Consider the following 14,158-nt stretch of genomic DNA (forward strand, 5'->3'; position numbering starts at 1 on the left):
GGCGGTGCACCGCGGCGTGCCTGAGGACGTCGGCAAGGGCGGTGCATTGATCGGACTGAAACGTGGCCGCTAGCGCGCGGCGTTGGCGCGCGCCACCATGGCGTCAAGCAGGACGTTGCAGCCGGCTTCCAGATGCTCGGGCTGCGCGTCTTCAATTTCGTTGTGGCTGATGCCGTCCTTGCACGGCACGAAGATCATGGCGGTCGGCGCCACCGCGGCCATGTAGACCGCATCGTGTCCGGCGCCCGTCACGATGTTCATGGCGGGCAGGTGGCGCTGGGCCGCGCCCTGGCGCACCTTGTCCACCAGGTCGGTGTCGAACGGTGTCGGGCGGAAATACTGCACGTCTTTCAGATCGACTTGCACGCCATGGGCCACCGCGATGTCATCGCAGGCGCGCCGCCATTGCTGGTCCATGCGCGTCAAGGTGGCTTCGTCTTCGTGGCGCAGGTCGGCGGTAAAACGGACCTGGCCCGGGATGACGTTGCGCGACCCGGGATGCGCGTGGATTTCTCCGACGGTGCCGCGTCCGTGCGGCTGATGCGCGTTGGCAATGTTGATTACCGCCTGCACCAGAAAGCTGGCGGCAAACAGCGCGTCGCGGCGGATCGCCATCGGGGTGGGGCCGGCATGCATTTCCATGCCCGTCACCGTGATGTCGTACCAGCGCAGGCCAAGCGACCCGGTCACCACGCCGATGGTCTTTTCCTCGTGCTCAAGGATCGGGCCTTGTTCGATATGGGCTTCAAAATAGGCGTCAACCGGACGCCCGCCCACCGGGTCCGCACCCGCATAGCCAATGGCCGCAAGCTCGTCGCGCACGGCGATACCTTGAGCGTCTTGCGCCGACAGCGCTGTTTCCAAGGGAAATTTTCCGGCGAACACGCCGGACCCCATCATCACGGGCACAAAGCGCGATCCTTCCTCGTTGGTCCAGATGGCCAGTTCCAGCGGCGCTTCGGTCTGCGCGCCGGCATCGTTCAATGTGCGCATCACTTCAAGCCCGGCCAGCACGCCATAACAGCCGTCGAACTTGCCGCCGGTGGGCTGCGTATCGATGTGGCTGCCGGTCATGACGGGCGGCAGGTCGTTGTTGCGGCCCGCGCGGCGCGCAAAAATATTGCCGACCTGGTCCACCCTGACGGTCAGGCCTGCTTCGCGCATCCAGGCGGTGACCAGGTCGCGGCCTTGGCCGTCCAGCGCGGTGAGCGCCAGGCGGCAGTTGCCGCCTTTGGGGGTAGCGCCAATTTGCGCCAGATCCATCAAGGACTGCCACAGCCGTTGGCCATTGATGGACAGGGAAGACGATGTCATGGGGCGCCTCGATGGTCGGAAAGTGAGTCGAAGTCTTCGCGCAGCCTGGCCAGGATGCCCAACAGGTGCGTGTGCATGGCGTGGCGCGCGCGGATGGGGTCCCGCGCCGTGATGGCGGTCAGGATGCGCTGATGCTCGGCCTGGGCGGCGGCCCAGGCTCGTGTGGTGACAAAGTAGTCCTGCATGCGGCTGTACACCGAGCTGGCTTGGCTCAGGTTCCACAAGTGCGCCACGGCCGAGGCCAGCGCGGCATTGCCGCAGGCCGCGCCAATGGCGCTGTGGAACGCGCGGTCGTGGTCGCCGGGCGACTCGGTCAATGACATGGCGGCGTGGGCGTCGCGGATGGCGGCGATTTGCGCGGGGGTGGCCTGATGCGCGGCCAGCGCGGCGCATTCCGGTTCAATCAGCATGCGCGCTTCCAGCAGATCGAAGGGACCGATGTCGTCCTGCCCGGCGAGCATGGCCGCGCCGGTGGCGGGCAGGGCGGGAAACGCGGCGCCGTCGGGCGCGATGGTGACGAACACGCCCGTGCCCACCCGCACTTCCACATAGCCTTCGATCTCCAGGGCAATCAACGCTTCGCGGATGGACGCCCGGCTGACTTGCAGTTGTTCCGCCAGCTCGCGCTCGGACGGCAAGCGTCCGCCCCGAGCAAAGTCGCCCGCCCGGATGCGGCCGGCGATCTGGTCGGCAATCATGCGGTAAAGGCGGGTGGCGGCGACAGCCTGGAAAGTGCTCATCAATGGGACGTTGCTATGGCCTGGTGGTCAGGCCACCAATATAGGCACGTCGCCATTGAAATAGAAGGGAAATATCGCGTCTTCAGGGAAAACGATCAGAGGGATTCCACGGCTTCCTATCTGGTGGTCAGGCCAGTTAGGAAGCGCGCGGTAGGACTATTGCTGTCCGTTGTCGCCGTCGGGTTCCGGCGTCTGCGTGAAAGCGCGAACCAGGCGGGCGATGCCGTCCAGTTCGTCGTGCGCGCCCACCACCCATTCGGGCTTTTCGAAGGGGCTGTCGGAAGGCGCGTTGTCCATGCTTGCCTTCAGATCGTTCAGCAGTTCCAGTGCCATGTCGGTGGCTTGGGGGCTGCTGCGGGTGGAAAGGGCGATGGCAATTGCCAGCGCCTGGCGCATGGCCAGCAGGCGGCCGTCCAGTTCAGTGCCCATGAGGCGTCCTTGTTATGCAACGTGAAAGGGGGCATTTTAAGGGCGGGGCAAGTCGCGCGCGCGGGGGCGACCGGGGTTTGCGCAAGATCAAGATGCGGCGGCAGGCATGGGCGAATAATCCCGGGTATGCAAGCCGCCCTACGCCCATCCGAATCGCCGCCCGCGCCTGTCGCCGCCGCGCCTTTTTTTCCCCCTCAGTTGCTGGCCAGGCTGGACAAGAACGGGCCGCGCTATACGTCGTATCCCACGGCCGACCGCTATCACGGCAATTTTGGTAAACAAGACTATCGGCTGGCGCTGCGACAGCGGCGCGCCACCTGTCCTACCGAGCCCCTGTCGCTGTACGTGCACATTCCGTTTTGTGATTCGGTTTGCTATTACTGCGCGTGCAACAAGGTGGTGACCCGGCATCACGATCGCGCCGCCCGATACCTGGATGCGCTGGCAAGCGAAATTGCGCTGCACGTCAACGAGCTTGGCGCGGGCGTTCCCGTGTCGCAACTGCATTTTGGCGGGGGCACGCCAACCTTTCTGTCCGACAACGAACTGACCCGTCTGATGCAGGACTTGCGGGCGGCTTTCCAGTTTGCGCCGGATGCCGAGATCTCCATCGAGGTCGATCCCCGCACGGCCACGCCGCAACGCCTGGCGCATTTGCGCGAATTGGGATTCAACCGGCTGAGCTTCGGCGTGCAGGATTTCGATGCGCGCGTGCAAAAGGCAGTGCATCGCGTGCAGTCCTTCGAAGATGTCCGGACGCTGATGCAAAGCGCCCGCGCGCTGGGCTATGACTCGGTCAACATGGATTTGATCTACGGCCTGCCTTTGCAGACCACAGAATCTTTCGCGCGCACGATCAAGCAGGTGGTGGCGCTGCGCCCCGACCGCATCGCGCTCTACGCCTACGCGCACTTGCCAGAACGCTTCAAGCCCCAGCGCCGCATCAATGAAGCAGACTTGCCCGAGCGCGCAACGCGGGTCGGCTTGCTGGGTTCCGCCATCGATGGTTTCTTGCAGCAGGGCTATACCTACATCGGCATGGACCACTTCGCGCTGAACACCGACGCGCTGGCGATCGCCAGGCAGCGGGGTGAACTGCATCGCAATTTTCAGGGTTACAGCACGCAGCCTGATCGTGACCTGATCGCGCTGGGCGTGTCGGCCATCGGTCGCATCGGCAACACGTACAGCCAAAACGCAAAGGTGCTGGATGCGTACTATGGCGCCATCGAAGCCGGTCATTTCGCGGTCGAACGGGGCCTGACGCTGTCGCCCGACGACTTGGTGCGGCGCGACGTCATCATGGACATCATGTGTCAGGGGCGCGTCGACTTCGCCACGGTCGAAGCGCGCCATGGGTTGCGCTTTGGTGACTATTTCAGCCGCGAACTGCTGCAAATGGCCAATCTGGCCCAGTTGGGGCTGGTCAACCTGCGGGCGGGGGACGTGCAGGTGACCGGGTTGGGTTGGTATTTTGTGCGAGCCGTCGCGATGGTGTTTGACGGTTATCTGGGCAGCGTCAGCAGCACTGCCAGCTATTCCCGCATTATTTGACATCGAGGCCTGAGATCGCCGCTGCAAGGCGGTTTCATTCGGCGAACTTTTCCCGCAGGTAGAGCGCCAGCGACAGGTCGTCGGCCAACTGCAGCTTGCGCATGGCGCGGCGCTTGTGGGTGCTGATGGTCTTCTTGCTCCGCATGAGCCGCGCCGCAATCTGCGTGACCGACAGCCCCTGGCTGATGTGACGCAGAATTTCGACTTCCGACGTGGTCAGCATCGCATGCGGGTTGGTAGGCAGAAGCGGGCGGATCTTGCCGTCTTGCACCGAAAGAAAATCATCCTTGCTGCTAAGCACGCCTCGAATGATCTCCGGCAACAGCATCATGCCCCATTGCTTGGCAAGGTAGCCGTTGGCCCCTGCGCGGTAGGCGGCGTATTGCGTTTCCTGCCGGTTGCCGGCCGAAAACGTGATGATCGACAGGGTAGGGTGGTAGCGCCGCAAGCGGCGCAGGAAATTGACGCCGTCCCAGGGTTCCTGGGGCAGGTAGAAGTCGATCAGGGCAACGTCACAGGGTGCTTTGCTCAGTTTTTCCAGCAAGGCGCGGGCGGACGTTTCGCGATGCAGTACCCGAAAGCCCGGCCGGCTTTCCAGGTATGCGCTGACGCCCAGCGCCACGACCGGATGGTCGTCAAGTATTGCGACCTTGATGACCGAAGGCAGGCGCGACAGCAGCAGGTGCCGGCGCCCGCCTGAGCGGCTGCCGCCATCGCCGCAGCGAGACGGGGTTGAAAGCGTTGCCGCTTTGGTCACAAGTTTTGGGACAGCTTTCATCGATGCTCCACAAGCCGGGAAAAAGGACGTTGGTGGCGGGTTCAGCCGGCTAGAGTTGAAGTCCGGAGCACGCTCCGCGGTCAGTCGTAAATTTGCGATGGAAGGTTACGTTTTCGGGCGGCTGTCCGGATAGGAATCACGCGAAAATCAGACCGTTGCACCTTCGAGTGCGCATTCGGTCTTCTCCCCGGCAAGGGGGGCGTGTGCCGGCCTTCGGGATGGGCGCAAAGGGTGCTACAATCGGCAACGTTAATTGCACTCGTTCCGTTGGTGTCCGGGGTTTTCCCCGCGTGGTTCCAGCGTGAATCGATGGCTACAACTTGATTTCTCAATATTTATCGCGCCGCCTTGGGCGCGTTTCATCAGGCTTAGAATCATGTCTTTCCCGCTGGCACGAACTACGACCCGGAACTTTCGCCCTATGTCGCGTTAGTTTTTCGTGCGTCGGGTTCCACCGTGTCAGGTCAGCGGCAGAACTCAGCAAGACAACCAAAAAACGCGGCTCTCAGGCCGCGTTTTTCGTTTCCGTTTCGTTTATTGATTTTCTCGTTCCCAAGAACCCCAGGAAGCACTCCCGATGGTACAGATCACATTGCCCGATGGTTCGCAACGCCAATATCCGGGGCCGGTCACGGTCGCCGAAGTGGCGCAGTCGATCGGTACGGGCCTGGCCAAGGCCGCCTTGGGCGGCCGCGTGACGTTTGACGGCGCGGACTCCAAGCTGGTCGACACCAGCTTCAGCATCGAAGGCGATGCGCGCCTGGCGATCGTGACCGCCAAGGACGCCGACGGCCTGGACCTGATCCGCCACTCCACGGCCCACCTGCTGGCCTATGCCGTGAAGGAGTTGTTTCCGGACGCCCAGGTCACCATCGGCCCCGTCATCGACAACGGCTTCTACTACGATTTCTCGTACAAGCGTCCGTTCACGCCCGAAGACCTGACGGCCATCGAAAAGAAGATGTCCGAGCTGGCCAAGAAAGACGAAATCGTGACGCGCGAAGAATGGTCGCGCGACGACGCCGTCGAGTTCTTCAAGGGCATTGGCGAAAAATACAAAGCCGAGATCATCGCGTCGATTCCGTCGAACGAGCCGCTCAGCCTGTATCGCGAAGGCAACTTCATCGACCTGTGCCGCGGCCCCCACGTGCCGTCCACGGGCAAGCTGAAAGTCTTCAAGCTGATGAAAGTGGCTGGCGCTTATTGGCGCGGCGACAGCAAGAATGAAATGCTCCAGCGCATTTACGGCACGGCCTGGGCCACCAAGGAAGAACAGGAAGCCTACCTGCACATGCTGGAAGAGGCCGAGCGCCGCGACCACCGCAAGATCGGCCGCGAACTTGACCTGTTCCACTTCCAGGATGAAGCGCCGGGCTTGATCTTTTGGCACCCCAAGGGTTGGGCGTTGTGGCAGCAGGTGGAGCAGTACATGCGCTCCGTCTATAACAACAACGGCTACCAGGAAGTCAAGGCACCGCAAATCCTGGACATCTCGCTGTGGAAAAAGACCGGTCACTGGGACAACTATCGTGAAAACATGTTCACGACCGAGTCCGAGAACCGCGTCTATGGCCTGAAGCCGATGAACTGCCCGGGCCACGTGCAGATTTTCAACGCCGGCCTGCATTCCTACCGCGAGCTGCCGCTGCGCTACGGCGAATTCGGTCAGTGCCATCGCAACGAGCCCTCGGGTTCGCTGCACGGCATGATGCGCGTGCGGGGTTTCACGCAAGACGACGGTCACATTTTCTGTACCGAAGAGCAGTTGCAGGACGAATGCGCCGACTTCACGGCATTGCTGCAAAAGGTCTACCGCGACTTCGGTTTCACCGAAGTGCTGTACAAGGTTGCCACGCGCCCTGAAAAGCGCATCGGGTCGGACGAAGTCTGGGATACGGCCGAGCAGGCCCTGATGGAAAGCCTGCGCCGCACGGGCTGCGAATTCGAGATTTCCCCCGGGGAAGGCGCGTTTTACGGTCCCAAGGTGGAATACACCCTGAAAGACGCCATCGGCCGCCACTGGCAATGCGGTACCATTCAGGTCGACTTCTCGATGCCGGTACGCCTGGGCGCCGAGTATGTCGACCAGAACGACCAGCGCCGTCCGCCGGTCATGCTGCACCGTGCCATCCTGGGTTCGCTTGAGCGATTCATCGGCATGTTGATCGAAAACCATGCCGGCGCGATGCCGCCCTGGCTGGCCCCGGTGCAAGCCGTTGTATGCTGCATTTCCGAACCTTCGGCCGATTATGCGGCTGAAATAACACAAAGCCTGAAAAAACAAGGCTTTAGAGTAGAGTCCGATTTGCGTGGTGAAAAAATCACTCGTAAAATCCGGGAGCACAGCCTGCAAAAGGTGCCGTACATTCTTGTCGTCGGCGACAAGGAAAAACAAAATGGCACCGTAGCCGTTCGCGGTCTGGGTGGATTGGACCTTGGCGCCATCGCATACGACGAATTCGTCGCGCGATTGTCCGAGGATGTCTCCGCCCGTCGCGACGTCAATCAACCTGATAGCAGTGCTGCTTAACATTTCTAGGAGCTTTCAACATCGCCACTGAAAAAGCCAATCGCATCAACGGTGAAATCCGCGTCCCCGAGGTGCGCCTGATAGGTCTGGAAGGAGAACAGCTGGGCATCGTCAAGATTGCCGACGCGTTCCGTCTTTCCGAGCAAAGCGACGTGGATCTGGTGGAAATCGCGCCGAACGCCGAGCCGCCGGTCTGCCGTTTGATGGACTACGGTAAGTTCAAGTACCAAGAGCAGAAGCGCCAAGCCGAAGCTCGTTCCAAGCAGAAGGTCATCCAGGTCAAGGAAGTCAAATTCCGTCCGGCCACCGACGAGGGCGACTACCAAGTCAAGCTGCGCAACCTGCGCCGCTTCCTCGAAGAAGGCGACAAGGCCAAGGTGACGCTGCGCTTCCGTGGCCGCGAAATGGCCCACCAGGAACTTGGTATGCGCGTGCTTGAACGTGTGCGTGACGATCTGCTGGAACTTGCCCAGGTCGAAGCCATGCCGAAGCTCGAAGGCCGTCAGATGGTCATGGTGCTGGCGCCCAAGAAGAAGGTCGTGCCCGCTGCGGGCAAGCCTGAGACGGCGGCGTAAGTTCCAGCCTTGGCCTTCCCTGGAGGGCCGGCCGCTTCCCATCCGACCCGCCGTCCATTGTGTGACCGGCGGGTTCGCTTATTGGGCGGCTCTGCGCTACGATGTAAAAAATGCCGCCTTCCCACTAGGGAAGGCGGCGTACGTTCAGGGTGTCGCGATGCATGTATTGTTCGTTATTGATCCCTTGCCGCTTCTCAAGGCGTACAAGGACAGTTCGGTTGCCATGATGCGTGCCCTCGTGGCGCGCGGTCACACGCTTAGCGTGGCCATGCAGGGCGACCTCTACATTGAGGCCGGCACGGTCAAGGCTGTCACCACGCCCATCGCGCTGGTGGCGGACGCCGACCTGCACGGCCACGACTGGTGGACGGAGTCCGCCGCGCAAGATCTGCCGCTGGCGGATTTTGGCGCCGTGGTCATGCGAAAAGACCCTCCCTTCGACATGGAATACGTGTATTCCACGCACCTGCTTGAATACGCCGAGGCGCAAGGCGCCCGTGTGTTCAACACCGGCGCCGCCATCCGCAACCATCCCGAAAAGCTGGCTATCACCGAGATTAGCGAGTTCACCGCCCCGACGCTGGTGACGCGCAACATGGCTCGCCTGAAGGCCTTTCACGACACGCATCACGACGTGATCGTGAAGCCGCTGGATGGCATGGGTGGCACTGGCGTGTTCCGCTTGCAGCCCAAAGACCCCAACCTGAACGCCATCCTGGAAACGCTGACCGACAACGGCGCGCGCACCATCATGGCCCAACGGTATATCCCTGAGATCGTCAACGGTGACAAGCGCATCCTGCTGATCGGCGGCGAGCCGGTGCCGTATTCGCTGGCACGCATTCCCCTGGCTGGCGAAACGCGCGGCAACCTGGCTGCCGGCGGCCGTGGCGTGGCGCAAGAATTGTCCGCGCGCGACCGCGAAATCGCCGAAGCCGTGGCCCCCAAGCTTGCCGCTCGCGGCCTGCTGTTGGTCGGCCTGGACGTCATTGGCGATTACGTCACCGAAGTCAACGTCACCAGCCCCACCTGTTTCGTAGAGATTGCCGAACAGACCGGTTTCGATGTCGCGGGCATGTTCGTCCAGGCGCTTGAAAAGGCCGTGGCGACGACTGCTCGCGCGGCCTGATCTCTCTGGAAACCGTCATGACCACGGGTATTGTTATCGTCGTGCACGCGCCTTTGGGCGCGGCGATGCGGGAATGCGCCAGTCATGTCATGGGCGACCTTGACGGCATGCTGGCCATTCACGATATCCAGCCCGAGGACCGGCCCGATGAACAGGCGCCCGCCGTTCTGAAGGACATCCTGGGCCAGGATCACGGCGCTGGCGTGCTCGTGCTGACGGACCTGATTGGTGCCACGCCTGCCAACATCTCGAAGCGTGCCGTGGCCGATGCCCAGGCGCAGGGCATCCAATGCTGCGTCCTGGCGGGGTTGAACACCCCGATGCTGCTGCGCGCATTGACCTACCGCAATCTTCCGTTGGCAGAAACGCGAGAGAAGGCTCTGGCGGGCGGAGTGCAGGGCGTCTTGCGTGTAGACTGACGGGCAGAATTTGCCCTTGAATTTGCCCTAATATGTCGGCTGGCAATTCAAGTCAAAAAAATGCGGGTGGTGGTTCGGCTCTTTGCTGCGATCAACACTGCGGCGTCAATCCGCGGTCATAATATTTCCTATGCCTACTAAAGACATCGTCATCAGCAATAAATTGGGTTTGCATGCGCGTGCCGCAGCCAAGCTGACACAGCTGGCCAGCAAATTTTCAAGCGAGGTCTTTATCTCTCGTGGCGCGCAGCGTGTGAACGCCAAGAGCATCATGGGCGTCATGATGTTGGCGGCCGGCTTGGGTGTGACGGTCAAACTGGACGCTTCCGGCAGCGATGCCGAGCAAGCGCTTTCCGAAATCGAAACTCTGTTCGACAGCAAATTCGGTGAGCAGGAATAGAACAACCCCTGAATCCGCCAGCCTGGGCGTCGCCGAGGCTGGCCGGTCTACGACCCTGAACAATGCCCACGACGGGGCTGGCGGTGCCAGTCCCGTCGTTTGTCTTTATGGCAAAGGCGTTGCGAAGGGATATGCCATCGGACGCGCGGTCGTCATGGGCGCCGCGGCGCTGGAAGTGGCGCACTACCGGATTGCCCCCGAGGACGTGCCTGCCGAAAGCAGCCGGCTGACCGAGGCGCTGGCGTCGGCGCAGCACGAGCTTCGGCAACTGGCCGACACGCTACCTGCCGACGCGCCGCGCGAGCTGGGCGCGATGCTGAACGTGCACAGCCTGTTGCTTGGCGATCCCTTGCTGGCCGAGCAAACGCTTGGCCTTATTGCTGAACGCCACTACAACGCCGAATGGGCGCTGACGACGCAAGGCCAGATGCTGGGCCAGCAGTTCGATGCCATGGAAGACGAATACCTGCGCGAGCGCGGGGCTGACGTCCGCCAGGTGATTGAACGGGTGCTGCATGTGCTGGCCGGTACGTCGGCCATTCTGCCCGACATGTCGCATATGGGTGGCGACGACGCGCTGGTGGTCGTGGCGCACGACATTTCTCCCGCGGATATGCTGCGCTTGCGCGGCGGCCGTTTCGCCGCCTTCGTCACCGACCTGGGCGGCCCCACGTCCCACACCGCCATCGTGGCGCGCAGCATGGGTGTGCCCGCCGTGGTGGCAATGGGCAACGTGCGCGAGCTGGTGCGTGATGGTGACATGCTCATCATCGATGGCGCGGCGGGCGCCGTGGTGGTCAACCCGTCGGAACGCATTCTTCAGGAATATCGCCGTCGTCAGGCTGTGTATGCCGACGAGCGCGCCGAGCTCGGCCTGCTGCGCGACGAGCCATCCGTTACGCTGGATGGCATCGATATCGTGCTCCACGCCAATATCGAGCTGCCCGAAGAAGCTGCCCTGGCGCTGGCCTCGGGCGCGCATGGCATCGGCTTGTTCCGCAGTGAATTCCTGTTCATGGGGCGCCCGGATCTGCCCGGCGAGGAAGAGCAGTACGAAGCCTATTCCTCGGTAGTCAAGGTCATGGCGGGCAGGCCCGTCACGATCCGCACCTTGGATATCGGGTCAGACAAGACGCTGGACGGCGAAGCGACTGTCGCCACCAATCCTGCCTTGGGGCAACGCGCAATCCGCTACTGCCTGGCGCGTCCCGAAATGTTTGCCACGCAGTTGCGCGCCATCTTGCGAGCCTCGGCGCACGGCCCGGTCCGTCTGTTGATTCCCATGATCGCGCACATGCATGAAGTGGTGGCGACCAAGGCGGCCATCGAGTCCGCCCGCCGCGAGCTTGACGCACGCGGCCAAGCCTATGCGCCGCACATGGAAGTGGGCGCCATGGTGGAAGTGCCCGCCATCGCGATTGCGATCGAGCCTTTCGCGCAGGCGCTGGATTTCCTGTCCATCGGCACCAATGACCTGATCCAGTACACGTTGGCCATTGACCGCGGCGACCACGACGTGGCGTCGCTGTACGACCCGCTGCACCCCGCCGTCTTGCGGCTGGTGGCCAACACCATCAATGCGGGCGAGCGCGCCGGCAAGCCGGTGGCCGTGTGCGGCGAAATGGCGGGCGATTCGCGCATGACCCGGCTGCTGTTAGGCCTGGGCCTGACCGAATTCTCCATGCATCCGCAGCAATTGCTGGACGTGAAGCGCGAGGTGCGCCGCGCGCACTCGAACGCCCTGCGGATCAAGGTGGCCACGGCGCTCAACCGCGCCTTGCCCGTCGACCTGGATGCGCTGGATCCGGCCTGATTCCTGCCTGAATCGCCATACGCCGAACGCCCCGTGATGGGGCGTTTTTCTTGTGGAGGCGTTTTGCTGGCCCGTCGATATCCGCAATGAAAAACGGCGCCGGGTGTAAACCCCGGCGCCGTTTTCCTGCATGGCCCGCTGCAAGTGCCGCGGGCCCGCCATACCGATTTAGCTGTGATAGGCCGATTCGCCGTGGCTCGTCACGTCCAGACCTTCGCGTTCCTGGTCTTCCGGTACACGCAGGCCGCACAGGGCATTGGCGATCTTGTAGGCAATCCACGCCACCACGCCGGACCAGACAATGGTCAGCAGCACGCCTTCCAGCTGGACCCACAGTTGGTGGGCGATCATGCCGGGCTCGGCCAGGCCGGGGCCGCCGAGGACTTGCGCGTTGAACACGCCGGTCAGCAGGGCGCCGACGATACCGCCCACGCCGTGCACACCGAACACATCCAGCGCATCGTCGGCACGCAGCAGGCGCTTCAGGCCGTTCACACCCCAGACGCAGACCACGCCGGCGATAACACCGATGACCAGTGCGCCCACCGGGCCAACCAGCCCGGCTGCGGGGGTGATGCCCACCAGGCCGGCGATTGCGCCAGACGCGGCGCCCAGCATCGAGGGCTTACCCTTGACGGCCCATTCCGTGAACAGCCAGGCCAGGACGGCGCCCGCGGTGGCGATCATGGTGTTGAAGAAGGCCAGGGTGGCGTTCTCATTGGCGGCCAGGGCCGAACCCGCGTTGAAACCGAACCAGCCCACCCACAGCAGGGCAGCGCCCACGAAGGTCATCGGCAGGTTGTGCGGCTGCATCGCTTCGCGGCCGTAGCCCACGCGCTTGCCCACCACATAGGCGCCCACCAGGCCAGCCACACCGGCGTTGATGTGCACCACCGTGCCGCCCGCAAAGTCCAGCGCGCCCGCGGCGTTAAGCAGGCCCGGCGCCGTTTCGGAAGCAAACCACACCATGTGGGCGATCGGCACGTAGGCGAACGTGAACCAGATCACGGTGAACACCAGCACCGCCGAGAAGCGGGCGCGTTCGGCGAAGCTGCCCACGATCAGCGCGCAGGTGATGCCGGCGAACGTGGCCTGGAACGAGGCGAACAGCAGCTCGGTCAAGGAGTTCGACATGGCGTACGTGCCGTCTGCCGGGTTGAACATGCCAGAGAAGAAGGCGCGCGACAGGCCGCCGAAGAAGGCGTTGCCCTCGGTGAAGGCAAGCGAATAACCGTAGATGAACCAGAGAACCAGGCCCAGCACGAACGTGCACAGCACTTGCAGCAACACAGACAGCACGTTCTTGCTGCGTACCAGGCCGCCATAGAACATCGCCAGACCGGGTACGGCCATCATCAATACGAGTAGGGTAGAGACGAGCAACCAGGAGATATCTGCTTTATCCATTTTCAGGCTCCAATGAGTCTTTATTTATTTATTTACAGCGCAGCTTCGCCAGCTTCACCCGTGCGGATACGGATAACTTGTTCCAGGGGCGCGGCAAAGATCTTGCCGTCGCCGATCTTGCCGGTACGAGCAGCTTGCTCGATCGCTTCGATGACTTGATCGACAAGGTGGTCGGGCACGGCCGCTTCGACGCGCAGCTTGGGCAGGAAGTCGACGGCGTATTCCGCGCCGCGATACAGCTCGGTATGGCCTTTTTGACGGCCAAAACCCTTTACTTCGGTAACAGTCAGGCCCTGGACGCCGATCCCGGATAGAGCCACCCGCACTTCGTCGAGCTTGAAGGGCTTGATGATGGCGATGATGAGTTTCATGGCATTTCCTCTCTTGGTTGCACGTTGGCTACGACTATCAAGCAATATCCATGCCATGTTTCCTGATGCGCGGAATACGGGGAGCAGGCGCTCGAGTTGTGCCTGACTGCACCAATATGGGGCGTCGTGCACCATGAGGCGGCCTCAATTTGGTGCGTAAGGTGGGGATCCCAGGGTGTGCAACCAAATATGTTTCAGGCTCGGTATTTGTAGCCAGTTAATGCTGCGCCCGTAGCCGTTTGTATGGCGTTTTGCATTCCTCGGGCTGGCTGTGCGACAAGCGGCGATGTGGCGCGCAGCTATGCGGGCCGGGGTCGCAGGGGGGTGCGACGGTGCGAAAAACGGGGGCCGATGCGTGCTCTGAAGCGCCCAAAATTACGGCCATGCGTGATACCAGGGTTTACACGCATCAGCTTGTTGCGAAGCATCACCTGACGAAGAATCAACAAAAGCTCACCTAAATTGGTGAGCAAGCCCGGCGCCAGGCGCGTTGTGGTCGGTGGAACGCTTTGAAGAATAAGTCGCAATTGTTGGTGCAGTGCAAGCAGTCGTCTGGCTTATTCGCGTAGTCGATAAGCCAGGTAGGTTGTCCGTAACGATGTTGGTAGGGGGTTGCCGCCATGGCAGCCCGGTTTTCTCCTGTGCTTTGATGGGCGGTCACCGCATGCGGCCCGCCCTTTTTTTTGCCTGGCGTTTCGC

Annotated in this window: 13 protein-coding genes; 7 read left to right on the forward strand and 6 right to left on the reverse strand. The window is 62.2% G+C overall.

Going from position 1 to position 14,158, the window contains the following annotated elements:
• Nucleotides 1-69: 69 nt before the first annotated feature.
• From CVS48_RS15095 to CVS48_RS15105, 3 genes are all read right to left on the reverse strand, one after another.
• The gene (locus CVS48_RS15095) at nt 70-1,314 is read right to left on the reverse strand and encodes a Zn-dependent hydrolase (protein ID WP_100855147.1); all 1,245 of its coding nucleotides are present in this window, start codon (nt 1,312-1,314) and stop codon (nt 70-72) included.
• Nucleotides 1,311-2,054, reverse strand: a complete 744-nt coding sequence (locus CVS48_RS15100; RefSeq protein WP_100855148.1) for a FadR/GntR family transcriptional regulator — start codon at nt 2,052-2,054, stop codon at nt 1,311-1,313. Before CVS48_RS15100 ends, CVS48_RS15095 begins: the two co-directional genes overlap by 4 nt.
• Nucleotides 2,055-2,210: 156 nt before the next feature.
• Nucleotides 2,211-2,483, reverse strand: a complete 273-nt coding sequence (locus tag CVS48_RS15105) for a hypothetical protein (protein WP_100855149.1) — start codon at nt 2,481-2,483, stop codon at nt 2,211-2,213.
• Between the two features lie 126 nt (nt 2,484-2,609).
• Between CVS48_RS15105 and hemN the strand changes: the two genes are divergently transcribed.
• Nucleotides 2,610-4,037, forward strand: coding sequence for an oxygen-independent coproporphyrinogen III oxidase (gene hemN, locus CVS48_RS15110; protein WP_167401004.1), 1,428 nt, complete (start codon nt 2,610-2,612; stop codon nt 4,035-4,037).
• Between the two features lie 34 nt (nt 4,038-4,071).
• Here hemN and CVS48_RS15115 read toward each other — a convergent pair whose 3' ends face one another.
• Entirely contained in the window at nt 4,072-4,815 is a 744-nt protein-coding gene (locus CVS48_RS15115) for a response regulator (protein ID WP_100855150.1), read from the reverse strand.
• A 577-nt stretch (nt 4,816-5,392) separates the two neighbouring features.
• On the opposite strand from CVS48_RS15115, the gene thrS reads away from it, so the two are divergent.
• The 6 genes from thrS (at nt 5,393) to ptsP (ending at nt 11,681) form a co-directional block, all read left to right on the forward strand.
• Complete coding sequence (gene thrS, locus CVS48_RS15120; protein ID WP_100855151.1) at nt 5,393-7,345, forward strand: threonine--tRNA ligase; 1,953 nt, start codon at nt 5,393-5,395, stop codon at nt 7,343-7,345.
• Nucleotides 7,346-7,365: 20 nt separating this feature from the next.
• Nucleotides 7,366-7,920, forward strand: coding sequence for a translation initiation factor IF-3 (gene infC / locus CVS48_RS15125; RefSeq protein ID WP_100855152.1), 555 nt, complete (start codon nt 7,366-7,368; stop codon nt 7,918-7,920).
• Between the two features lie 157 nt (nt 7,921-8,077).
• Nucleotides 8,078-9,049 (forward strand): glutathione synthase, encoded by a 972-nt coding sequence (gshB, locus tag CVS48_RS15130; protein ID WP_100855153.1) that lies wholly within the window; start codon nt 8,078-8,080, stop codon nt 9,047-9,049.
• Nucleotides 9,050-9,066: 17 nt separating this feature from the next.
• Nucleotides 9,067-9,468, forward strand: coding sequence for a PTS sugar transporter subunit IIA (locus CVS48_RS15135; RefSeq protein ID WP_050448596.1), 402 nt, complete (start codon nt 9,067-9,069; stop codon nt 9,466-9,468).
• A gap of 130 nt (nt 9,469-9,598) precedes the next feature.
• Nucleotides 9,599-9,868, forward strand: a complete 270-nt coding sequence (locus CVS48_RS15140) for an HPr family phosphocarrier protein (RefSeq protein ID WP_100855154.1) — start codon at nt 9,599-9,601, stop codon at nt 9,866-9,868.
• Nucleotides 9,804-11,681 (forward strand): phosphoenolpyruvate--protein phosphotransferase, encoded by a 1,878-nt coding sequence (gene ptsP / locus CVS48_RS15145; RefSeq protein WP_279629465.1) that lies wholly within the window; start codon nt 9,804-9,806, stop codon nt 11,679-11,681. The genes CVS48_RS15140 and ptsP overlap by 65 nt, the downstream gene beginning before the upstream one ends.
• 168 nt (nt 11,682-11,849) lie before the next feature.
• Here ptsP and amt read toward each other — a convergent pair whose 3' ends face one another.
• Together amt and CVS48_RS15155 are read right to left on the reverse strand one after the other, a co-directional pair.
• Nucleotides 11,850-13,088 (reverse strand): ammonium transporter, encoded by a 1,239-nt coding sequence (amt, locus tag CVS48_RS15150; RefSeq protein WP_100855155.1) that lies wholly within the window; start codon nt 13,086-13,088, stop codon nt 11,850-11,852.
• Nucleotides 13,089-13,120: 32 nt separating this feature from the next.
• Nucleotides 13,121-13,459: a P-II family nitrogen regulator gene (locus tag CVS48_RS15155; RefSeq protein ID WP_006218735.1), complete on the reverse strand. Its 339-nt coding sequence runs from the start codon at nt 13,457-13,459 to the stop codon at nt 13,121-13,123.
• Nucleotides 13,460-14,158 lie beyond the last annotated feature (699 nt).

This window comes from Achromobacter spanius (genome assembly GCF_002812705.1).
Taxonomy (GTDB): domain Bacteria; phylum Pseudomonadota; class Gammaproteobacteria; order Burkholderiales; family Burkholderiaceae_B; genus Achromobacter; species Achromobacter spanius.